Consider the following 23,099-nt stretch of genomic DNA (forward strand, 5'->3'; position numbering starts at 1 on the left):
CTTGATTGTAAGATTATCTTAACGAACTTATAGGCGGTAGAACTGACGGGCATTTTGTTGGAAGACTAAAGTCAGTGCATCATGATCATAACTCGCGACCGCATCTGAAAAGGCGTCAATAATATTCACCAAGGATGCACTCACACTATCCATCGGGAAGTTAGAGCCAAACATCACACGGTATTTCCCAAAGCATTGTAGAGCATGAGAAATAAGCGGAAAGGCGCAATCGAAAATCTCTTGTTTGGATGCAAGGCGTTGTTCTTTATGAAACTGATGACCCAGCACCGGCATGAATAATCCAGACATTTTGGTATAAACATTTGGGCAACTTGCCAGTTCAGCTAAATCATCTTTCCAACGAAACAAGATATTGTCACGTGAAGTTTGGGTTAAGCCTGTATGTGAGCCGACAGGTCCAAAGGCACCGACAGGTGTCCCAAAATGATCCAGAACGATAGATGTTTCAGGGAAAGCACGTGCTAAAGCGGTTAAATCACGAATTTGGTCTGAATAAACCCATGCATCAAAACTTAAATTCATTTGAGCAAGAGCTTCAAAACCTTTCATAAATTTTTTATTGGTATAGAGATGGGGCTCATTGGTCCATGCATGAACTTTTGGGTCTTCATGTACAGCTGCCATTTTTCGTATGCCACGAAAATGTGGGGAGGCTTGTTTATGCATTTTAAGAATTTTCTTAAAACTACTGTCACATGGGTCTGCAGTGCCGACTATGGCGCCAAGTTTAATTTTTTGAGCGTTAAAGTCTAAGGATTCAATGAACTTGGTTTCACCAACTACCCCTTTACCTTTATGGTCATGCCAGCTCGCTTCTACATGTACGATTTGATCGACCTGATAATGTCCTGCATCTTGCTTATAATTTTCAGGCAAATACGGTGTCGTCACATGTTTGGTCAAACCAACTGTGTCAATTAACTCTTGCGGCTTAACTAAGCGCATCATTTTGTCGAGCAAGTAGGGATGTTTACCCAATAATTTCACGGCAAGTGAAGCGGCATGTGGGGTATTGTATGGATCCCATTGATGTATATGTGAATCCACGATGGCAAAATCGAGCGTCTGCATTGCTATCCTTGTCCTTAAAACCATGTCCATTTCTTGCGTATTTCATTGTATTTTCGAATACGCGAGGCACTGAAAATAGCATGAATGATGAAAATACAACGTTATGACTAAATATTAAATCAAAGCTTTGTGAAAGAGAAGTTGTATAAAAAAAGCCCCGAAGGGCTTTTGATTAATGCTGATGATCGTGGTCGTGATCATGCTTATTTGCATGGAATTCTTCGTTATGACGGAAGCGAAGATAGTTTTCAAACTGTTCGCAATATTCATCATAATTATCTTCAAGCATCATTTGAAATTGTTGAAGAATATAAGACATCACTTGATCTTTGGCATCACGCATTTCTTTGCCATCTTTGAAGCCATTTGCAGCAACCCAAGTATTAAAACGAGCGGTACCAAATAACATGGCAGCGCTCACTTGACCGCGCATTTCTGCCGGTTTGACTTGAGAACCCTTTTCAACACGACAAAATTCATTGGCTTGTTTAATAAATTCATCCGCACGTTCAAAGAAAGCTGCATTCAACGCTTCTTCTTCGGTTACATCAGTAGCTTCAATCTTTTGAACCATGAATGTGTCCTAGCATAAAAATCTAATACAGTATTATAGGCAAAGCCTTGCAGAAACTAAACCTTTGACTTAATCTAAAAAAATAGCCTAAGTAAAGTGGAATACCCCATGCAAGATGCAATCGCAGTGCAAAGTCTGAAAAGTGATATTGCATTACTTCGACAAAATGTTTGGCCGCCCTCAACCTTAGCCAATGTAGAAGGGCTGCCCATTTATTATGGTACACAATCTGAAGTAGCCGAATATTATGCGCAGTGGACTGGCTTAATTGAACGTGCTCAGGACTTATTTCAGCCCTTTATGGAAGATGAAGTCCTTGATGCAATTCATTTGCCGAGTCATTTGAATCTGCCGCTTTTTTATTTTCACGTGGATCGTATTCGAATCAACAAAACACGTGCGAAAGAATCTAAAACCTTTCGTGGTATTGCCAGCTTAGTTGAAAAATGTGGGCAGTTTGAAGCTGATCAAATTCAAGCGATGCGACTATGGCTGGACAGCGATGACACGGCAGCTTTGGTCGCACACCGTGAATTTATTGACCTCAGAACCTATGTATTTCAACATGGACAAAGTGAATACACCCGTACCCGTTTTTATGTGAATGGCATTGTACTCAGTGTCGAAAACGACTTTAAATTGGTGGATGCCCGTGATAAACCACGTAAAGCTCGTAGTGATAGCTATAGTGACCCATTAGCAGATAACAATACGTGGAAAATCTTTGGGAAATATCGTTAATCAAATGTATTGACGATATCAGTTAGAGCGTGTACTTAGTTTGCTGTACAAGGAAGCTTCGGGTTATTTAATCCACGCCCTAAAGTGAATATAGCCACTATGGCAAATGCGACAAAGATCATCACTGAATACAATAAGGTATTGGCATTAAAATGATCAACAATATAGCCGCCAAACAGTGAGCCACACGCGATCATGAGTTGGAAAATACCAATAAACAATGGCATGCCTTTTTCAACAGCTTCAGGGGCATGTACAAACATCCAGATATTGGCCGTTGTAGGAAATGCCCCAAAGGCGAAACCCCATAATGCGGTTAAAAGATATGCACCGAATAAATGAACTGCAAAGTGTGGGAAGCTAAAAAATACTACGATAAAACTGAAGGCAACAAAAGCAAGGGTATAGCGGACATTGATGTTACTGCTATAACCCGCAAATAAATTACCAAAGAAACCGGCTATACCGTAGATCAATAATAATGAACTGATGGTGGTCGCATCAAAGCCTGCATGATTCTTAAAAAATGGGGCGAGATAGCTATAAGAAGAAAAATGAGCAAAACCAATTAATAAAATAATAATCAGGCCTTTACGTGATTTATCATGTTGAATCAGTGCGGGTAAATCACTAAATCGAATAGCCGAAGTGGGTGGGAGTTTTGGGAGGAATTTGATTTCTAAAACTAAAATGATGATGCCAATCGCTGCAATGATTTGAAACGCACTACGCCAACCTAACCAGTCACTCAGCCATGTACCTAATGGAACACCTAAAACCGTCGCTAAGGTAACTCCTGCCATGACGATCGCAGTGGCTTTGGCAATGGCGAGATGACTGGGTGCGACACGTCCACTCAAAGCTATGGCTGTTGCCCAAAATCCACCGATAGCAATACCCAATAGAAAACGGCTAAACAACAACAGCGCAAAGCTTTCTGCGAAGCCAGTTATAAAATTAGAAATGACCATAATCACGGTTAAGGCAATCAGTAAGATACGACGGTCAAGTTGCTTCACAGCAACAGAAAGCAGGGGCGCTGCGACCGCACCCATAATGCCAGGGAGGGTAATCACCCAACCTGCGGTACCTACACTAATCTTTAAATCAAGAGCAATGGCATTTAACACACCAATAGGTAAAAACTCACTGGTGACTAGTGCGAAAGCTGTAATGGCAACCGTGAGGATTGCAAACCAATTCCCTTGATTGGGAGAAGATTCATCAGGCTGCTGCGTCAACTGTTTATCTGGTTTTAAAGCTGTAGCATGCGGATTCATAGCGTTACACCTTAATTATTTAATTTAATAGTGACTGTTATAAAAATAAATTATTTGATTAAATTGTGAGCGTCAATTATTTTATTAGTGAGCGTTATAAAATATAAATGTTAGCTTATGATGAATGATTCAAAGCAAGAAAATCAGCACGCTAATCCAGCCGATTCGGTCAAGAAGCGTGGACGACCTAAATGTTTTAATGAACAGCAAGCCTTGGAAAAGGCGATGATGTTGTTTTGGCAATTTGGCTATGAAGGAACGTCCATCAGTGATTTAACTCAAGCTTTGAATATCACGGCACCTAGCCTATATGGCACATTTGGCGACAAAACGGCGCTTTTTGAAAAATGTATTGAATACTATAGTGAACACGAAGTTCAGCCTGCAGAAAAAATTCTACAAGCAGGTCAAACGGCTAAAATTGCGATGGAATTGTACCTATATGACAGTATTCAGCATTTGGTACAAGCCAATAAACCTAAAGGTTGTATGGTGGTGGTGGCAACAATGAATTGTTCACAGCAAAACCAAACCGTACAAGAACAGCTCAAACAACGTCGTGCCTATACCAAAACAAAAATTATGGATCGGCTCGCTATAGGCGTGCAAAATTCGGAAATTGAAAGTTTGGCTCATGCAGAGCAATTGACTGATTTTTATATGACCTTATTGCAAGGGATGACCATACAAGCACGTGATGGTATGGCCTTGACGCAATTACAGCGTATGGTGAGTAATGCGATGAAATCATGGGGATTATTAGCACAAGGTCAAATCAGTATGGATTATGAATTAAACCCCCAATAGCAGCGTAGCCTCAAGGCAATTTTCTTAGTTTTTTGAATGACTGTTATACAAAAACAATTTTTCACGCTTATTTGCAGGGATGAATTTTAATGTCGCCCAATTCCATCACACTGATATAACCATCAACCGCAATTAAATTGTCACTTTGACTCGATAGAGTTAGACATTCTCCAGACTTGACGCTGGATAGTAGCTGACCTTGCTGCGGATTCAAGTTCATACTGTAAATACTCAGTGTGCCAGCATCGGTTTTGATTTGGTAAGACTCATCACCATAGTCCTCATTATTATTGCGCAGGACTTTAAAGGTTCGTCGTGTCTGATCAAAGTTTTGAGTTGGAGAAAGCGGCTTTTCTACTTGTAAGGATGCCGTGCGCCTTAATTCGGTGCTTTGCACAGGCTTATGTTGTTCACTACAAGCACTCAGTAATGGGAAAAGGATAAATATAAGTGAAAATGAAAATAGGGGATGAATTACAGGTATGTGACTATTCAACATAAAACCACCCTGAATCTAATTTTTCAGATAGCTTATTTTAAAAGTTTTTATCCAGAAAACAAAAATAATAGCTTCTCAAAATATTTCAATGTAACTGAGTCAAACTAAAGAAATGATGAATTGAAATTAGCCGACTTTGAATCTGAATGTTCAACAAATGAATATCTATATGACAATGTGGGATGCAAATAAAAAGGGAGACTCATTGAATCTCCCTTTTTGATTTTACTTAATGAGTTTTCGACTCACAAGGAATTGTTCTGTCGCTTCTAATAGCTTATCAGCATAAACCTCTAGTTTTGCCGTTAACCAGCCGAGAACAAACCAATCGCTTGCTTCCAGCTCTGTTTGCTGAATATATTGTGCAGAAGAGGAAAGGACTTGGTATTCCTGAGCTGCGATTTGTGCATCATTGAGCGCTTTACTGTATTTCTGCAAGTTTTTTACATCATAAATAGACGTCAAAATTGGGAAGCTAAATTTAAGCTCTTGTATGCGCTGAGAAAGCACATCTAAGCTTTCAAAATTGTTAATGTCGGCATCATTTAAAGCCTCTTGAAGGGCTTTATATTGGTTTTGCAGGGTTGTTTGAGCATGCCATTTAAAATCGTGTTGCTGCGGTGCAGCATCCACTTTCAAACTAAACATTAAAAGCTCAAGATAATGATGCACATTTTGAGTCGATTTAACTAAATTGCCTAACTTCTCTTTGGCATACAAAATATCTTTGGTTAAATTTTCTGAAGTCGTTGGGTTTTGTAAAAAGCCACCCAAGGTATTTTGCATGTGTTCAAAATGGTGTAATTGTTCAAATTGCTGCTTAAATGCACCCAATTGAACAGCCCATTTTTCAACGATATCACTGTTCCAATCTTTAAACAGCGAAATGGTTAATTGTAAATGATGGAGTGCTTTCTGAGCTTGTATAATGTGCTCAGGCTGAGCAACGCCTGCAGAAATTGCGGCAATATTAGGCAGAAGGTGCTGCATTTCCTGTGCAATTAAAAGTCGTAAGTTTTTTGCGGCAGTATCTTTTTTACTGAGTTGAAATTCTTTAGCCTCAACTGCTGGACTCACAGTTTGATTCAATGCCAGCAAGTTACCAATTTCTGCTTTACTGCGAACGTCTAACCACAAATGGTACTTTTTAACCCATTCAAAACTAAAGGCTAGAAGCGATTGAATAGAGCCACTTTTAAGTTCAAATTCAACTTCGTGAACCTCTGTTTCTGTGCTGTTGCTACGAATACAGCCGACATCTAAGCTAACTTCGATCTTGGCGTCTTCAAACTCTATGACGCGATAAGTTCTCAGAATATCTGTTTCAAACTGAAGTTGTAACGAATCCTGCTGATCGCCTAAAGTGGTTTTTAAAACCGATTGAACATCAGCTTCATTGGCATAGACCGATAAATCTAGGGCAGGGGCTTGTTCATGCTCGCCCAAATCTAAGTTATGTTCAAACCGTTCAATGTGACTTTTACCTGCAGCTTTCAGGGTTTGAATCCAGCGCGTTCCTTCTAAACGTTGACGCAAAGCTGCATGCTGCTGTGCCATTTTTCGATCTGGGGTATCAAAATATTTAGCTTTAAGTTGAATTTGTTCCGATTTTTTTGGATCGAGTGCTTTTAATAATGCAGTTCGACGTGCTTCTGGAATCTGGAACTTTAATTCAACTTCAACCATGGTTTTCTGTCCTGATGTTACAACTTCATAATCTGGCATGAAGCGATCTCTAAATTTTTATAAAAATGAAAAACTAAATCGTACGTAAATTTTCTATGAGCTAAACGCGTTTCGATTGTAGCGAAAAACAGTTGAGAAGTAAGACTTGACTGATTTGAAAGCGCTGATTTTGGCCAAAGAAAAGTTTTAAAAATGGATTTTCCATCAATTGTATAATTCACAATAGTTCAATTTTCATTGGAACAAAATAAAATTTTACGCCTTTAAAGTGGGCGAGTTTTGAGCTATGTTGATTAAAATAAGTTCAGGATGAGCACAAAATGAATTCACAAGTACAACCCGAGTTTAATCGAGATTTAAAGCCCGAATTTCAGTTGCCTATTCGTGACTACTCGCAATTTTATCGATTTTATTTGACTGAACATCGAAATATCATGAGCCGACGTTTACATGCCACAGGCAGCAGTATAGGACTCTATTTCTTTGCAAAAGCAATTTTAAAAAGACAACCGAAGTATTTTGCTTATGGCCTGGTTTCAGGCTATGCCTGTGCATGGGTCGGACATTTTTTCTTTGAAAAAAATAAGCCAGCTAGTTTCAAGCAACCTTTGTACAGTTTTATTTCCGATTGGCGCATGCTGTCTGATATTGTGAAGGGGAACTTAAGCTTAAAACACCGTAATTTAGATAAGATTGATAGTTAATTGTTTATTAATCAAACGCTTAATTTTTATGGATATGGGTGTGATTTTTTTGAGTAAATGACTTGCAAAATTAGAGTGATTAGTCTAATAATGTTCATATTGTTTATTTAATTCTTATCTAAAACATGAATAGTCGATAAACCCCAGTTTTCCGAGCCTAGAGTGACCTTCTCTAGGCTTTTTTTATGGCCTTAGAAAAGTCTATTGTTTGAAATATATAACAATAAAAACTTTTATAAAATAGGCTAGACTTTTTGATGCTCTGAACGCTCCCCAAAACGTTTCTTACCAAGCACCAAAAAGTCTAATAGGTTACAAATTTTTATTTTTATAAAAGTGTTGTGTTTTTATGCGCTGCGTTTTGAGTTCTTCTGGTGCACTATTAAATAATTTGTATCAGTTTTGTTCTATACCTGAAAATAGGTATTTTTTGCCATTTTCTACAGAAAATTTAATTAAACATTTATATAAGTAGTCCTGTGAAAAGGAATATAACTTTCTCAGCAGCAAAGCATTAAAATTTTATGCCCCAAGCAACATTTCACAGACCTAATCGTTATAATATTCAAAAGTTTTAAGTTGTGATTGAACTATGCGTGGTTTATACCTCATTACCAATGATGATCCTATCGAATTGCTTTTAGCCAAGCTTGAAGGCGCGATGGCAACTTATGAAGTTGCTGTTTTGCAATATCGTCGTAAAAAAGTGGCAAAGGAAGATCAGGCTTATGAAATTGAATACATGAAAAATATGTGTAATCAGTACAAAGTGCCTTTTGTCATTAATGATGATCTCGAAACTGCAGTTCAGTATGGTGTGGGTGTCCATTTAGGGCAAGATGACGGTTCAATTGCTGAAGCTGTAGCACGCTTACCTAAAAATGTTTTGATCGGTCGAAGCTGCAATAACTCTTTAGAACTGGCTGAGCAGGCAATTGCAGACGGTGCAAACTATGTGGCTTTTGGTGCCATTTTTGCAACTGAAACTAAGCCTGAAGCAGGCAATATTGGCTTAGAAACGCTAAAACAAGCCAAAGCGAAACTAAATGTACCTATTTGTGCAATTGGTGGTTTAACTGTAGAAAATTCAGCAGAAGTCATTGAAGCAGGTGCTGATCTTTGTGCTGTGATTAGTGATGTATTAGGTCGTTCAATGTCTGCTGTCAGCAGTCGTGTTTATGAATGGTCTGAGCTTTTTGCTGAACAAGCTTAATTTTATTTTTTAGATTGAATAAGTAGAGAATTTTTATGAGCTTATCTGCTAAGCAAGAACAATTATTTAAACAAGCCAGCAAGCATATTCCTGGCGGCGTAAACTCTCCTGTACGTGCATTTAATGGTGTAGGTGGAACTCCGGTATTTATTGAAAAAGCGCAAGGCGCATATCTCTATGACGTAGACGGAAAACGCTATGTCGACTATGTCGGCTCTTGGGGCCCAATGATTTTAGGTCATGCTCAGCCCGACATTATCAAAGCAGTTCAAGACGCGGCTGTTGATGGTTTGAGTTTTGGTGCGCCAACTGTACATGAAACGACTTTGGCGGATATTATTTGCGAAATTATGCCGTCTATTGAATTGGTTCGTATGACCAACTCAGGGACTGAAGCAACGATGACTGCCATCCGTCTTGCTCGTGGCTACACCGGCCGTGACAAGATTGTAAAATTCGAAGGCTGCTACCATGGCCATTCAGATTCGCTTTTAGTGAAAGCGGGTTCTGGCCTACTTACTAAAGGTGAGGGTGAAGCGACTTCTGCAGGTGTTCCAGCTGATTTCGCCAAACACACTTTAACACTGCCGTATAACGATATTGCGATGCTTAAAGAATGCTTTTCAAAATTCGGTTCAGAAATTGCAGGTGTAATTGTCGAGCCAGTTGCAGGCAACATGAACTTGGTGAAACCGATTGACGGTTTCTTACAAGCGATCCGTAATGTATGTGATGAACATGGTTCTGTCTTCATCATTGACGAAGTAATGACAGGTTTCCGTGTCGGTCTTGGCGGTGCGCAAGCGCATTATGGCGTAACGCCTGACTTGACTACTTTAGGCAAGATCATTGGTGCTGGCCTGCCTGTGGGTGCATTTGGCGGCAAGCGTGAAGTGATGGAATGCATTGCACCTCTTGGCAAGGTTTATCAAGCAGGTACATTGTCTGGTAACCCATTGGCTATGCGTGCCGGTATTGAGATGTTTAGACATCTGCGTAAGCCGGGCTTCTATGAAACTTTGACTGAAAAATTGGCAGGTTTGCTTGCTGGTTTACAGGCAGCTGCAGACGAAGCGGGCATTCCGTTCTTTACCCAGCAAGTGGGCGGCATGTTCGGTATTTATTTCACTGATCAAACTGAAATTACTGGTTTTGATTCAATTTTGAAATGTGATGTAGATGCTTTCCGTACTTTCTTCCACGGCATGTTACAGCGCGGTGTAAACTTAGCGCCTTCAGCATTTGAAGCAGGTTTCTTCTCAAGCGCGCATAGCGATGAAGATATTGCATTTACCATTGAAATGGCGAAAGAAGTTTTTGCCGAAATGAAGTAATTTTCATTTAAAACAGTAAATTCTGCTTTAGAATAAAGCCCGCAGCCTGCTGTGGGCTTTTTTGTTGTTTTAAGTTCGGCTTTTTAAGAAAAGGATTTTTAAATGAAAACCAAGCATTATTTAACTTTGGCAGATGCAGAATTTTTACTAAACACAGCACATGCTTATGCAGTAGAAAATGGCTTTAATGTCAGCATTGCGGTAATGGATGAAACAGGCAATTTATTGGCAATGAAGCGTATGGATGGTGCATCGCCAATGACAGCAAATCTATGCTTAGAAAAAGCCAAATGTTCTGCGATTAGTCGCCGTCCTTCAAAATTATTTGAAGACATTATTAAAGGTGGCCAGATGGGGTTTTTGACTATGGATACCTTTTCGGGAATGTTGGAAGGTGGTGAGCCGATTTTGTACGAAGGGCAGTTGGTGGGTGCGATGGGCGTGTCTGGAGTAAAGTCTTTTCAGGATGCAGAAATTGCACAGCAGGCGATTGAGAAGTTTTTGGAACAGTAAAACTAAGCATGATCTTGAGTGAAATAGATAATTCAGCCCAATCGATATGTTGGGCTTTTTTTTATTTTGATTTAAATGTCTAGGAACTTCGCCCATAGCATTAAATCGAAATTTTCTAAGATTGAGCCGAAGCATTCAGCATGAAATTGATAAATGCTTTGAGTTTAGAAGACTGATAGTTAGACTTTGGATAGAGTAAATAAAAAGGCCGAGTTGTTTGGCTATAAGATTTGAGAACTTCCACCAACGCGCCGCTTTGTAATTCTTGCTCCACTGAAAAGCGGTAGACCTGCATCAGTCCTGCACCAGATTTAGCTAAGATTAAGGTCGAGAGATAATCATCTTTACAGGTAATTTTTCCTTGGACATCAACCATAATTTTTTTGCCTGCATCCATGAGTGACCACGGTCCAGACTTACCTGAACTCGGTAATTCAAACAAAATACATTCGTGATGCTGTAAGTCTTGGATGTTCATAGGTGCAGGGTGCCTTTTCAAATATTCAGGTGTAGCCACAATGCATAATGCAGCATCTTCAAGTTTACGTGCAATTAAGCCAGAGTCGGTTAACTCATTACCGCGAATCGCAATGTCATAATCATCAGTCACTAAATTTACATTATGGTTGCTGACATGAATCTCGAGCTTAATATGTGGAAACAGTTCGGTAAACTTAGCCATTTTAGGCAGCAGACGATAATGTGCATAAGCTGTGGGCACGCTAATTTTCAGTAAGCCGATGGGGTGTTCCTGTTCACCCCTGATTTGCATTTCACCTTCGAGTAGGCTGTTAAGGGCTTGTTTGCAAAAATAATAATAATGCTGCCCAGCATCGGTAATTTTAAGTTGGCGTGTAGTGCGGACAAATAGCTTTACCCCAAATTTTGCTTCTAAGCGTGATATCGCTCTGCTGACTGCGGCAGGAGAAATGCCTGCTGCAATTGCTGCAGCAGAGAAACTTTTCTTTTCCACGGTTAAACAAAACAATTCAAGACTGCCGATTTGTAGATCATCATAGTGACGCAGCATAATATTTCTATTTATTAATTACACGATGTAATAAGTAAATTAAATTTGAAGGTCTTTTTCAAGAATTTATTTTCGATAAAGTGGGTTTAACAGCTGATTCAGCACTGGCTGAGAGCAATTATTTATACAACTCCACAACGAATATAGGAGATACATATGGCGATTCTCAACTACGAAACAGGCCCGATTCAGGCAGAAGCAGCGTTTACTTCAGACTTCCCGGTTGCAAGTGAAATCAAGATGCATGATTTAGTGAATATGCAGGAAATTGAACGTCGCAGCATGGATGTGCGTCCGGGCATGCGCCATAAATATATGCCACTTGGTTTTGACCGTTTTAGTGGTGCGCTTTGGACTGGTGGACGCTACTTATTTGATACTTGGGAAAATGTAAAAGATTATGAGCGTTTCACCAGTGAAGAATTGGAATTTGAGCCGAATGTAAAGTTTTGGAGCCGTCCATTTTCTTGAATGTACAGCGATATATTTGGCGTGTTGCTGGTGCTCATGATTTTAAACCCTTAGCAACATCACATCATGTTGTGCGTTTTGAACGGTTTTCTACACAGCATGATCAGTTAGATCAGCTGCTAAAAGAGGTTTGGCCGACTTTGCGAGAGCAAGCGCAGGCGCTAGGTTTGTCCAGTGCTTGGCTGATGTTTAATCAAGATGAAAAGCAAGTCAGTATTGTGACTGTGGCTGCCAAAGTGGATACAGGTAATGCGGCTGAAGATAGCATCAAGGCTTTGGCTAAACTTGAAAGCATGAGCTCTTTGAGTGAATTGTTACCTTCTGAATTAAAGTTAACTCCACTATTTGATCGAACCAATCCAATACTTGCACAGTGGCTGCCTCTGTCTCGTGTTGCAGGCGGTGAACCTTCGGTACATCCGATGTCACCACCTTTGGCTGCACTGAATGTCGAACCTCAGAAATAAACACGATAAGCTGACAGGAGTACTGCTCTTGTCAGCATTAACATTTAAGAAACTTGCCCAGCAAATCTTGTCGTTTGAAGTATCAGGGTTTATTAGGGTACTATCAGTGCTAGTTTTATATGCTATGTAATATACTGATTTAGGAATTACATTAAATAATGTAATTCTTGATGCGATGTATATTAGGGATGAGCTGCAGCGATACATATATTTTACAATGATGAGTATTGATGTATCTCGAATATTGTTTGGGGATGAAAAGAATATTAAAGAAATTATCGTAAAATAAAAAAATGATATTTGAAGAAAAATATCTATATTTGAAAATTTTTTATGCTCATTTAAAAAAAAATGGCTGTTATACGAAACTAAAATAAAGGGAAAGGTATGGACTCAAAAGAATTAGCTCATCTGCTCAAAAAAGGAATTATTAACGAAAACCTAGAAATTTATAAAGGATTGTTCACAGACTGCTCACCATCAGAAATAAAAGATCCTTATTTTATTGAAGCAATAAGTTTTTTTAATACTTTGCCAGACGAACATAAGAGAATTTTTTTCTCAATCTTACGACAAGTAATGATTGATTCAATTAGTAATGTATTAGGTGTTATTGATGGCAGCTCAAGTTTAGAAGAGCACGATGGTGATTTTTCTTTGCTGTATGAGGGTAAATCACTTGAATATTTACAAGATTATTTTTTATCCGAATTTGAATAAAACCAAAACTTAGGTTTATCTAATAAACTTAATAGAATTAAAAAAATCTATAAGTTTAAAGTTGACCAAAAAGTAAATTATCAGTAGCCGAAAGTCACTTTCAGATATGATTCTGCGTTAGCATATCAATTGTTCCAACTTGAGTTATGTACCGAGTCTGTATGCTTTATCCCATGCCTAAAAAAATCCAATTTGCACCATCTCAAGCAAAATGGCAGCTGTCATCAACACAGTCAGTATTGGTACTGGTTGGCTTACAAAATTTACGCATGCAGCAGGGTATACAAGATACGCAGTTGATGGAAAATTTGATCCAACTGACCAATAAAGCCAAAGCTTTAGAGATTCCAATTGTCGATTTATATGGTGATGATTTACTTCAAGGCATGCAGCAACTTGGTGAATATGCAACAACACACCCGCAGCTGATCTTTGCAGGGCAAATCACGCCTATGCTGAAACAGATCTTGCCGCATCTATATAGCGTAACAGAGCAAATCTGTATCGTTGATGACGCAATTGTGCTGAGTAATCAGGAACAGCATATTCAGTGGGTGGACTCCATGTCAGGCCAAGGGATTCATCATATGAGTAGTTATAATTTGATGCGGCTTTGGAATCTGTCAGCACCAACTGAATTCGTTTTGTCAGCCAAAGGCATATTATTGGCTATTGCAGAGCAGTTAGATATGGACGCATTGGAAATAGATCCCTTAACCGATTTACGCAGTTATGGACTCGATTCCGTTGCCATGGTCAGCTTAATTGGGTTGTGGCGTGCCAATGGTGCAAACATTCGTTATGAAGACTTTTTAGATGATGCAAGTCTAAAAGCATTGCTAGAAAAATTACTCAGTACAGACTAAACAAAGCCAATTGGAATTATTTTTGTTCTAAATCGGAAAATACGTCGGGAAATATGCCTTTGTGCATTGTAATTGTTGGCTAAGCTTTTTATTATTGCCGCCTTGTTTTTCGAGATCAGAACTGGATTGAACTTTGAGTAATTTTCTAACCGAACACCTGATACATCGTGACACTGACTTTATGGTGATCCATAAACCAGCAGGTTTACTCACAGTTCCGGGAAAAACAGCAGATTTACAAGACTGTGTTATCAATCGATTATTAAAAATTGAACCGAATACCTTGCTCATCCATCGTTTGGATCGTGATACTTCAGGTATTTTGGTTTTTGCATTAACCCGTCAAGGGCAAAATCGAATTTCACGCCAGTTCCAAGAACGTCAAACTTCAAAAACATATCAGGCATTGGTTGCGGGTACGCTCGAAGGTGAAGGTACTGTTGATGTACCCGTCGTGTATGACCCAGAACATCCGCCACTGCATATTGCCGATCCTGCACATAATAAGCCTGCACTTACGCATTGGAAAGCCACTGAACATTTTGAGATTCAGGGTCAAGCCGTAACACGTGTAGTGTTAACTCCTATTACCGGTCGATCCCATCAGCTTCGTGTTCATATGCAATATTTAGGTCATCCTATTGTTGGTGATACTTTGTATGCAACACCTGAGCAACAGAAGCTGATGCCGCGCTTATGTTTACATGCTGAGCGTTTAAGTTTTAACCATCCTGAAACAGAGCAAACAGTGGAATTTCACTGTCCTGTCCCATTTTAGGAAAATCATTTAAATCCCTAAGAATTCTGCTCACTATTTAGTGGGCTTTATGTCAAAATATATTGCTTTATGGTCTAGATTTTTGCTCAAATAACGTTCACAGTTTGAGCATAATATTTTCAGACCGAACTTGAGAAAAAGGTGGAAAAATTGCAGCAGTTTGCTATTGGTCAACGTTGGTTATCAGATACAGAAACGGAACTGGGTTTAGGTGTTCTTATTGATGTTGATGAGCGATCGGTCAGCATTTTATTCCCGAAAAGTGATGAAACTCGTGTCTATGCCCGTCACAATGCACCTTTATCTCGTATTGTTTTCAATGTAAATGACGAAGTCCAAGACCAAGAAGGTCAAATTTGGATTGTCGAATCGCTTGAAGACCGTGGTGGCGTGGTTCGTTATAACGCGGTACGTAAACTTGCCGATGGTACTGAAGAGCGTAAAGCACTGAATGAAACACGTATTGGTGCAAGTATTCAGTTAGCAAAACCATTAGATCGTTTGCTTGCAAGCCAAGTGGATTATAAAGAATGGTATGACCTGCGTATCGAAGCACTGCTTCTTCAAGCCAATATGAAGTCTAGCCCTCTACGTGGCTTGGTAGGTTCACGTGTGGGTCTCATTCCACACCAACTGTATATTGCGCATGAGGTTGGTAAACGTTTTGCTCCACGTGTATTACTTGCTGATGAAGTGGGTCTAGGTAAAACCATCGAAGCTGGTCTGATTATTCATCAGCAGCTTAAAACGGGTCGTTCAGAACGTATCTTGGTCTTAGTACCTGATTCATTGCAATATCAATGGATGATTGAAATGCGTCGTCGTTTCAATCTTGAGTTCTCATTATTTGATCTAACACGTACAGCATCGATTAAAGAACACGATCCAGACCTCAACCCATTCTTAACTGAACAATGCATCATTGCGAGTGTCGATTTGATGATCGACCATGATGACTTGCGTGAACAAGCCCTTGAAGCTGGGTTTGATTTGCTCGTAGTCGATGAAGCTCATCATTTAATGTGGTCAGAAGAAGAAGGCGGCAATGACCGTTATGACCTTGTTGAAGAACTTGCTGAAAAAACGCCGGGTGTCTTGTTATTAACCGCAACGCCTGAACAATTAGGTGTGGAAAGTCACTTTGCACGTTTACGTCTGCTCGATCCACAACGTTTTAGTTCGCTTGATCGTTTCTTGGATGAAGAAGAGCAGTATCACCAAACAGCTAAAATTGCTGAAGTACTCATGTCTGATCTACCACTCGAAGAAGGGCATTTGGCAGCGATTGAAAGCCTATTAGGTCATCGAATTACTGACGAGCCAGAACAACGCTTCCGTGCCATTCACGAATTATTAGACCGTCATGGTACAGGCCGTATTTTATTCCGTAATACACGTGAAGCGATTCAAGGCTTCCCAGGTCGTGACTGTCAGCCTGCGCCATTACCTGCACCAGAAAACTGGTCTAAAGATGGCAAGCTACGTGAACAAATGTGGCCTGAAGAAGCGCAGATTGATGGCTCGTGGATGGAAACAGATCCACGTGTGATGTGGTTGATGGAACGTCTGCGTACAGACCTGAAACACAAAAAAGTGTTATTGATTGCACGTAGTGGTCCAGTGGTTGAGTCTTTAGAAAATGCACTTCGTTTGCATGCGGGTATTCGCACTGCGATGTTCCATGAAGGCATGAGCTTATTAGAGCGTGACCAAGCAGCAGCTTACTTTGCTGAAGAGTCATACGGTGCGCAAATTTTACTATGTTCAGAAATTGGTTCTGAAGGTCGTAACTTCCAGTTTGCATCTGACCTAGTGTTATTCGACTTACCTGCTAACCCAGACGTACTTGAACAACGTATTGGTCGTTTAGACCGTATTGGTCAAGAAAATCGTATTCAAATTCATGTACCTTATCTGGTTGGTACTGCTCAAGAGCGTATGTTCCGTTGGTATAACGAAGCATTAAATATTTTCTGTAATATCTCGCCGACTGCGCAAACCTTACAAGAAAACTTTATCGTCAATCTGAAAGATTGTTTGTTGGCAGATAAAGGCCAAGAGTTTGAAGATTTGCTCGAAGCGGTGAGTGTACAACGTGAAGCACTTGAAGCTGAACTTCAAGAAGGTCGTGACCGTTTACTTGAGTACAACTCTTGCCGTCCAATTGTAGCGCAAGAAATTGTGACTGCACTTGAAGACTACGACGACAATACAACCTTGCCAATGTTTATGAAGCGCTTCATGGCGTCTACAAACATTGATTTTGATGAGCAAAGTAATGGTACTGTGATCATCAAGCCAACGGATCAAATGCAAGTTCAAGGTCTAACTTTGGACGAAGAAGGCATGACGGCGACGTTCTATCGTGACCAAGCACAGATTCGTGAAGATGCTCAGTATTTAACACTTGAGCATCCATTCACTGAAAGTGTGATGGAAATGATTAATACACAAAGCTTTGGTAGTACCAACGTTGCTGTATTGAAATCAGCAGCTTTACCACAAGGTTCTGTGTTAATGGAAGTGTGGTTTAAAGTCGATGTGGTTGCACCAAAAGCATTGAATTTGCCGTCAAGTTTGCCACAACAGTTGGTTCGTGTATTACTGAGTGAAAAAGGTCAGGATTTATCGCAAAAAATTGCACCTGAAATTTTACGTCCTTATTTACATCATCTTGATGGTAACAGTTGCCGCCAAGTGGTTAAGGCGCGTCGTGATGTCATTGAACAGCGTTATACGCAAGCGCTTGAAATTGCTCGTGGTGCATTACCGGGCTTTAAACAACAAGCCAAAGAAATCTATGGTAGCAAATGGCAGTATGAAATTGACCGTTTGACTTATTTGAAGCAGTTCAACCCAAGTATTCGTGAAGACGAAATTGCACGTTTACAAAAACTGCAAAAAGAAGGTTTAACACTGCTTGATGGTCTGGCGGTTACACCAGAAGCGATTCAAATTATGGTAGTGGTTAAGCCATAAGTTAAGAATCTTCAAAAAGCACCTTCGGGTGCTTTTTTTTATGGCTAAAAATATAACTGTAAAATTAATCACGACAGATTTACGCTAAATATAAGTTTTGTATTGTTTATTTTTAATCTAAATTGTCGACATCAGCATAAAAAAAGTAACTATTCTTCAGCAATTCTACAGCTTGATCAAAGTCTTCATGTTCATCCAACATATAAAATATGGCTTCGAGCTTTGTATAGTCCGGATGATTTTTTGCTAACTGAATTTGGATCGTACATCGGTCTGCTTGGCTGCGTGTTGCATAATGAGCAGTAAGTAAATCAAAGTTAATGTCATTGCATAGCGGCTGTTTTAAAGCGATTGCACCACAATAAGCATGTATTTCAGGCAATAAGCGTAAGACTAAATCTGCCTCTTTGCTTTCCGCCACGATGAGCTCTGAGTCTGCAGTCTTACACAAGGCGAGTATTTCTCTTAACAGTGTTGTGTCATCCAGTGTATGGTCTAACACGATGACTTTTTGCGGTTGGGTTAAATCAAAGTCATTTATTAAAATCATAAAACCTCCTGAAAATAGAATGGTTATGCTTTATTTATCTGCGCTATTTATATGAAGTTGTGCTACGTATTGAGTCTAAATATTTACTAAAAATGGTTTTGAATAATGTTTTCAATCTTTGAACGATCTGAAGTTAATCATGGTGTAGAAACACACCTTGTTCTGATTCGAAGTTCAGTTAAATACTGAAATTGTTAATATAGGGCGCTACGCTTCATGCTCATTGCTATACCCAATATACAAGATTTAATTAATAAAAGAATCGGCATCGCGACATAAGTTGTCGTTATTGATGTCGATTGAATTATGAAAGTGAAATGATTAAATGTATTCGGGCATATAGCGATAGCATCATAATCAAATGATTGTTCACGAACTGTCTTAATGTCGTGTTTTGATGCTTTAGTTAAGTAAAGTTTTGGCTTGGTTAAATTTATACGTCGATGCTAGCGAGTTGAGGGCAGTTCCGTTAAAATGCTTCAAATTTCAGCAGTTCGTTAGAAGAAAATAAAAATATGAAATCCTTAATTACCTTAGGTAGTAAAACGTCACACGGTGGTGTAGTTTCAGAATGTGAACCTTCATTTGTGATTAATGGTATTGCGGTGCATTTAAACGGTATGAAACATTATTGCCCGAAATGTAATTCGACTGTGGCTGCGATAGCGGCAGATCAAAGTACAACGGTAAAGGGGCGAGGTGTTGTGGTTGCTGGAGATAAAACCACTTGTGGCGCAACATTTTTACCGAATCAATCAATGGTTGGTTCACAAAAATAATCTGCAAATTGACTTTGGGGTCATATAGATAAACTCATTGAGTCCTGTTTAAATCGTATAGATCACTTTATGATGGGTCATCATCAGCTGATTAGATGAGTTTTAGGTGAAAAGCGCGATCCATTTTACCCATGCTAATGGTATTCCTGCTGCAAGTTATCGAAAGTTTTTATCCTACTTTGCACCGCAATTTGATGTGAAGGCGATTCCGCTGATTGGTATGGATGAGCGCTATCCTATCACCAAAGACTGGCGATATTTGGTTGATCAAGTCATAGCAGATATCGAGCACCAATTTCCAAAGCAAAAAGTGATTGGGCTTGGGCATTCTTTTGGTTCTTTAGTCACCCTTATGGCGGCTTATAAACGTCCAGACCTGTTTTCACAACTGATTATTATGGATCCACCTTTCGTAATCGGCCCTAAGTCCGCCATTTTTGAGGGCATGCAAAAATTAAAGCTCAAAGCTGTCGATAAAATTACCCCAGCGGCAATTACATTGAAGCGTAATGACCATTGGCCAAATTTGGATGAAGCCTATACGGCACTACGGAATAATCGTTTATTTAAAAGTTTTGATCCGCAATGTTTTGAGGATTATTTTGCACAAGGTGTTCGCACTGATGAAAAACGCGGTGGCGTGACCCTCAGCATTCCAAAAGCCGTGGAAGCGCAAATTTTCCGTACAGTACCTGCATGGTGGTGGCGTACTCCACGAAAAGCCCCTCAAATGCCTGTACACCTTATCACTGCAGATAACAGCCATTTTTATAAACAAGGTTTGCCTGACGGAATGAAGAAAACCTATGGTATAGATTATAGTGTAGTTGAAGGTGGGCACATGTTTCCACTTGAGCAACCGAAACAGACAGCGCTACACGTCATGCAGTACTTACAGCATTAGAAAAATAAATTTTGCTCATAAAAAAGGAGACCTGAACGTCTCCTTTTTTTGACCGTTAACTTTTAGCGAATCTGTGCTTCGTCTAAATGGCGAGCGCCTTCCAGGATCATACGAATCATAATCATGGTTTGTTCGGCAACTTCTTTGCGTTGTTCTGTCGGTAGATCAATGACTTTTGCACCCATGTTAAACACCAATTGGGTAATACCACGTGCCACGATGTCAGGATGAGCCAATTTACTTTGATTTAAACGTTCAAGCACGATTAAATCTTCTCTTAATTCTTGTTGGAAATAGTTAAGTTGACGCTCAACTGCATTTTTATAGGAATGCGAACCAGTATAGCCTTCACGAAGTAAAAGGCTTAAGTTGCCTTCATCGGCATCTAGCTGCTGAATAAATACTTCAACTGAACTACGAATAATACTGCTTTGGCGTGATGCCTGAAGGCGTGCTTCATGCAAAATTTGACGTAACACACCACCAGCTCGATCAATCAACTCAATGGCTAATTCATCAATATCTTTGAAGTGACGATAAAAACTATTTGGAGCAATGCCAGCTTCACGTGCAACTTCACGCAAACTCAGTGATGAAATACTTTTTTGTGGACCAATTAAATTAAGCGCTGCCTGAAACAGTTCTTCCTTGGTAATCGTTGCTTTACGGCCTACAGTGCGAACTGCAAGTGGAGTTTCAGCTTCAGAATGTAATTCTTCCTGGTACATGTTAACCATATTCGTCTGTGCAGACTGAGTCATATTTTTTAATAGATTAAAAACATTAACATATTATAGCGTCTGCTAATAGCTTTTGTGAAAATGTCGATTAAATGTACAAGTGTATATACAAATATATATACATGTGTATAATAATTAAAAAACCTCCCATGATTTGTATTTGATTATGCATGTACTCGAAAAAGCGAAAAAGCCTTTAAACGCACTCAAAGACAGTGTTATAGACGTCAATGCGGTGAATTTCTGGTTGCAGAAACTTAATCCGTTATGGTCTGGTAATCAGGCACTCGGCAAAATTGTACAAAAAGAAAATGCAGCAAATGAGATGGTCAGCCTAACTATACAGGTGAACCGTTTGTTTAAAATGGGTAAAGCTGGTCAGCATCATCCTGTTTTTGCTCGTGTAAATGGTATCCGTTACGAACGTACTTATAGTTTGACTCAGTTAGATGATCAACACGTATTGCTTAGCGTAAAAAAAGTGAATACGGGTATTGTGAGTACTTGGCTGGTAGAACAAGCACAAGTTGGTGACATCTTAGAATTTGGTCAGCCTTTTGGTGATATGACTTTGGTGTCAAATTCTACACCCTTGCTACTATTGGCTGCGGGTAGTGGTATTACGCCAATGTTGAGTTTGTTGAAAGGGATGAGCAAAACTAAGCAAATTGCGGAGCAACCAATTCAGTTAATGTATTGGGTTAAGTATCACGATGATGCTGCATTCAAATTACGCTTCGAAGCTTTGGCAAATCAATATCCAAACTTTAAATTTCAAATTTTCTTTACCCAAGAAGATGTTGCTGATCCACGATTAAATGCCTCTCACGCTGCTCAATTTGACAACATTGAGCACAGTACTGTGTTTGCATGTGGTCCATCGGGTTTCGTCACTCAGGCCGAAGCGTTATTTGATCATGCACAGTGCTTTATGAGTGAAGCATTTAGCATGAGTCCAATCGCAACGGATGATATTGGCTTTGTGAATGTCACGCTTACGCAATCCAATAAAACCGTCAGTATTCCAAAAGGCCAATCAATTCTAGCAAGTCTTGAGCAGCAAAATATCAAACCTAATCACGGTTGCCGTATGGGCATTTGTAATAAATGTGCCTGCAACAAAGTAGAAGGTTCGACTAAAAATATGGTCAATGGTAGCCAAAATACAGAGCCGGGTAATTTACTCAAAATTTGTGTGAACTCAGCACAGTCAGATCTTGTTATTGATTTATAAGGTAGAAAAAATATGAACATGCCTGTAAAAATTGAATATTTTAAAAATCCAAAAAACCGTGAGTTAACCCAATCGCAATTAGACGAACTTGCGCGTGAGCTTGATGCCATTAAGCAAGAAGTTTTAGATGACTTAGGTGAAAAAGACGCGAAATACATTCGCCGAGTGTATTCGACAGTTCGTTATTCATCTATGGCGGGTCGTGCTTTATTGTTTGCAGGCTGGTTTCCGCCAGCGTGGATTTTGGGTACAGGTCTTTTAGGTTTTGCCAAAATCATGGAAAACATGGAATTGGGTCATAATGTCATGCACGGTCAATATGACTGGATGAATGATCCTAAATTCAATGGTCAGACCTACGAATGGGATATCGTAGGGACAGCAGATAACTGGCGCCAAACTCACAATTTTAAACATCATACCTATACCAACATTAAAGGTATGGATGATGATATTGGTTATGGTCTCGTTCGTTTGTTCCCAGAACAGCGTTGGAAGCCGGGCTATCTATTACAACCGATTTATAGCATTCCATTTTGCTTATTGTTCCAATGGGGTGTTGCCATTCAAAACCTTGAATTGGGTAAATACTTCAAAGGTCGTAAAACAAAACAGCAGACCAAAGAAGAATGGAAGCCAATGCAAGCCAAAATCGGCAAGCAATTATTTAAAGACTATGTGTTCTTCCCGCTTATTGCAGGGCCTGCAGCATTACCGGTGCTTACAGGGAACCTAGTGGCGAATGGTCTTCGTAATATTTGGACATTTAGTATTATTTTCTGTGGTCACTTTACCAAAGATGTTGAAGTTTTCCCGAAAAAAGTACTTGAAAATGAAAGTCGTGGACATTGGTACATGCGTCAAATCCGTGGTTCTTCAAACCTTACTGGTTCAGAAGCATTTCACATTTTGACAGGGCATTTAAGCCATCAGATCGAACACCATTTATACCCTGATGTTCCTGCGCGTCGTTATCGTAAAATGGCGCCAAAAGTACAGGCTGTATGTGAAAAATATGGTTTGAACTATAACAACGCAAGCTTAGTGAAACAGTACGGCAGTGTACTAAAACGTATTGTGAAATATGCATTTCCATTTAAAAAGTAATAAACGCTACACTAAATTTACGGGAAAAAAG

Annotated in this window: 24 protein-coding genes; 16 read left to right on the forward strand and 8 right to left on the reverse strand. The window is 39.5% G+C overall.

Annotated elements, in window-relative coordinates; all coding sequences use genetic code 11:
* Positions 1–27: 27 nt before the first annotated feature.
* Positions 28–1,092 (reverse strand): amidohydrolase, encoded by a 1,065-nt coding sequence (locus FTT99_RS08805; RefSeq protein WP_180034735.1) that lies wholly within the window; start codon positions 1,090–1,092, stop codon positions 28–30.
* Between the two features lie 172 nt (positions 1,093–1,264).
* Positions 1,265–1,666 (reverse strand): DUF3144 domain-containing protein, encoded by a 402-nt coding sequence (locus FTT99_RS08810; RefSeq protein ID WP_078188837.1) that lies wholly within the window; start codon positions 1,664–1,666, stop codon positions 1,265–1,267.
* Between the two features lie 108 nt (positions 1,667–1,774).
* Here FTT99_RS08810 and FTT99_RS08815 point away from each other — a divergent pair, with 108 nt between their 5' ends.
* Positions 1,775–2,407: a hypothetical protein gene (locus FTT99_RS08815; RefSeq protein WP_180129465.1), complete on the forward strand. Its 633-nt coding sequence runs from the start codon at positions 1,775–1,777 to the stop codon at positions 2,405–2,407.
* 35 nt (positions 2,408–2,442) lie between these two features.
* Here the strand turns inward: FTT99_RS08815 and FTT99_RS08820 are convergent, their stop codons facing one another.
* Positions 2,443–3,687: an MFS transporter gene (locus tag FTT99_RS08820; protein WP_180129464.1), complete on the reverse strand. Its 1,245-nt coding sequence runs from the start codon at positions 3,685–3,687 to the stop codon at positions 2,443–2,445.
* 117 nt (positions 3,688–3,804) lie between these two features.
* On the opposite strand from FTT99_RS08820, the gene FTT99_RS08825 reads away from it, so the two are divergent.
* A complete protein-coding gene (locus FTT99_RS08825; RefSeq protein WP_257229247.1) occupies positions 3,805–4,494 on the forward strand; it encodes a TetR/AcrR family transcriptional regulator in 690 nt (229 codons plus the stop codon).
* 67 nt (positions 4,495–4,561) lie between these two features.
* Here the strand turns inward: FTT99_RS08825 and FTT99_RS08830 are convergent, their stop codons facing one another.
* Complete coding sequence (locus FTT99_RS08830; RefSeq protein ID WP_078193600.1) at positions 4,562–4,993, reverse strand: hypothetical protein; 432 nt, start codon at positions 4,991–4,993, stop codon at positions 4,562–4,564.
* Between the two features lie 225 nt (positions 4,994–5,218).
* Entirely contained in the window at positions 5,219–6,679 is a 1,461-nt protein-coding gene (locus FTT99_RS08835) for an inorganic triphosphatase (protein WP_180129564.1), read from the reverse strand.
* A 320-nt stretch (positions 6,680–6,999) separates the two neighbouring features.
* Here FTT99_RS08835 and FTT99_RS08840 point away from each other — a divergent pair, with 320 nt between their 5' ends.
* The 4 genes from FTT99_RS08840 to FTT99_RS08855 all read left to right on the forward strand — a co-directional run bounded on the left by FTT99_RS08840 (position 7,000) and on the right by FTT99_RS08855 (position 10,443).
* Complete coding sequence (locus tag FTT99_RS08840; protein WP_180034739.1) at positions 7,000–7,383, forward strand: DUF962 domain-containing protein; 384 nt, start codon at positions 7,000–7,002, stop codon at positions 7,381–7,383.
* A gap of 592 nt (positions 7,384–7,975) precedes the next feature.
* Positions 7,976–8,596 carry a thiamine phosphate synthase gene (gene thiE, locus FTT99_RS08845; RefSeq protein WP_078188828.1) on the forward strand — a complete coding sequence of 207 codons (621 nt, stop codon included), beginning with the start codon at positions 7,976–7,978 and terminating at the stop codon, positions 8,594–8,596.
* Between the two features lie 35 nt (positions 8,597–8,631).
* Complete coding sequence (hemL, locus tag FTT99_RS08850) at positions 8,632–9,930, forward strand: glutamate-1-semialdehyde 2,1-aminomutase (protein ID WP_180034740.1); 1,299 nt, start codon at positions 8,632–8,634, stop codon at positions 9,928–9,930.
* Positions 9,931–10,032: 102 nt separating this feature from the next.
* Positions 10,033–10,443: a heme-binding protein gene (locus tag FTT99_RS08855; RefSeq protein WP_180034741.1), complete on the forward strand. Its 411-nt coding sequence runs from the start codon at positions 10,033–10,035 to the stop codon at positions 10,441–10,443.
* A gap of 115 nt (positions 10,444–10,558) precedes the next feature.
* Here FTT99_RS08855 and FTT99_RS08860 read toward each other — a convergent pair whose 3' ends face one another.
* Positions 10,559–11,473, reverse strand: coding sequence for a LysR family transcriptional regulator (locus FTT99_RS08860; protein ID WP_180129462.1), 915 nt, complete (start codon positions 11,471–11,473; stop codon positions 10,559–10,561).
* 156 nt (positions 11,474–11,629) lie between these two features.
* Here FTT99_RS08860 and FTT99_RS16375 point away from each other — a divergent pair, with 156 nt between their 5' ends.
* The 6 genes from FTT99_RS16375 to rapA all read left to right on the forward strand — a co-directional run bounded on the left by FTT99_RS16375 (position 11,630) and on the right by rapA (position 17,754).
* Positions 11,630–11,944, forward strand: coding sequence for a hypothetical protein (locus FTT99_RS16375; protein WP_218954512.1), 315 nt, complete (start codon positions 11,630–11,632; stop codon positions 11,942–11,944).
* Positions 11,941–12,411, forward strand: a complete 471-nt coding sequence (locus FTT99_RS16380) for a hypothetical protein (RefSeq protein ID WP_218954513.1) — start codon at positions 11,941–11,943, stop codon at positions 12,409–12,411. The genes FTT99_RS16375 and FTT99_RS16380 overlap by 4 nt, the downstream gene beginning before the upstream one ends.
* 387 nt (positions 12,412–12,798) lie before the next feature.
* Positions 12,799–13,131 carry a hypothetical protein gene (locus FTT99_RS08870; RefSeq protein WP_078193595.1) on the forward strand — a complete coding sequence of 111 codons (333 nt, stop codon included), beginning with the start codon at positions 12,799–12,801 and terminating at the stop codon, positions 13,129–13,131.
* A 161-nt stretch (positions 13,132–13,292) separates the two neighbouring features.
* Complete coding sequence (locus FTT99_RS08875; protein WP_180161400.1) at positions 13,293–13,997, forward strand: phosphopantetheine-binding protein; 705 nt, start codon at positions 13,293–13,295, stop codon at positions 13,995–13,997.
* A 133-nt stretch (positions 13,998–14,130) separates the two neighbouring features.
* The gene (locus FTT99_RS08880) at positions 14,131–14,775 is read left to right on the forward strand and encodes an RluA family pseudouridine synthase (RefSeq protein WP_180034745.1); all 645 of its coding nucleotides are present in this window, start codon (positions 14,131–14,133) and stop codon (positions 14,773–14,775) included.
* A gap of 141 nt (positions 14,776–14,916) precedes the next feature.
* Positions 14,917–17,754, forward strand: coding sequence for an RNA polymerase-associated protein RapA (gene rapA, locus FTT99_RS08885; RefSeq protein ID WP_180129460.1), 2,838 nt, complete (start codon positions 14,917–14,919; stop codon positions 17,752–17,754).
* A gap of 112 nt (positions 17,755–17,866) precedes the next feature.
* Here the strand turns inward: rapA and FTT99_RS08890 are convergent, their stop codons facing one another.
* Positions 17,867–18,304, reverse strand: a complete 438-nt coding sequence (locus tag FTT99_RS08890) for a hypothetical protein (RefSeq protein ID WP_180129458.1) — start codon at positions 18,302–18,304, stop codon at positions 17,867–17,869.
* Between the two features lie 515 nt (positions 18,305–18,819).
* On the opposite strand from FTT99_RS08890, the gene FTT99_RS08895 reads away from it, so the two are divergent.
* Together FTT99_RS08895 and FTT99_RS08900 are read left to right on the forward strand one after the other, a co-directional pair.
* Complete coding sequence (locus tag FTT99_RS08895; RefSeq protein ID WP_078193592.1) at positions 18,820–19,083, forward strand: PAAR domain-containing protein; 264 nt, start codon at positions 18,820–18,822, stop codon at positions 19,081–19,083.
* Positions 19,084–19,189: 106 nt separating this feature from the next.
* Positions 19,190–19,987, forward strand: coding sequence for an alpha/beta fold hydrolase (locus tag FTT99_RS08900; RefSeq protein ID WP_180129457.1), 798 nt, complete (start codon positions 19,190–19,192; stop codon positions 19,985–19,987).
* 62 nt (positions 19,988–20,049) lie between these two features.
* Here FTT99_RS08900 and fabR read toward each other — a convergent pair whose 3' ends face one another.
* On the reverse strand, positions 20,050–20,724 hold the full coding sequence (gene fabR / locus FTT99_RS08905) for an HTH-type transcriptional repressor FabR (RefSeq protein WP_372491111.1): 675 nt from the start codon (positions 20,722–20,724) through the stop codon (positions 20,050–20,052).
* 169 nt (positions 20,725–20,893) lie between these two features.
* Between fabR and FTT99_RS08910 the strand changes: the two genes are divergently transcribed.
* Complete coding sequence (locus FTT99_RS08910; RefSeq protein ID WP_180161402.1) at positions 20,894–21,961, forward strand: ferredoxin reductase; 1,068 nt, start codon at positions 20,894–20,896, stop codon at positions 21,959–21,961.
* 12 nt (positions 21,962–21,973) lie between these two features.
* Positions 21,974–23,068 (forward strand): acyl-CoA desaturase, encoded by a 1,095-nt coding sequence (locus FTT99_RS08915; RefSeq protein WP_168377711.1) that lies wholly within the window; start codon positions 21,974–21,976, stop codon positions 23,066–23,068.
* Positions 23,069–23,099 lie beyond the last annotated feature (31 nt).

The sequence above is a fragment of the Acinetobacter sp. YH12040 genome (assembly GCF_013420005.1).
GTDB lineage: Bacteria > Pseudomonadota > Gammaproteobacteria > Pseudomonadales > Moraxellaceae > Acinetobacter > Acinetobacter amyesii.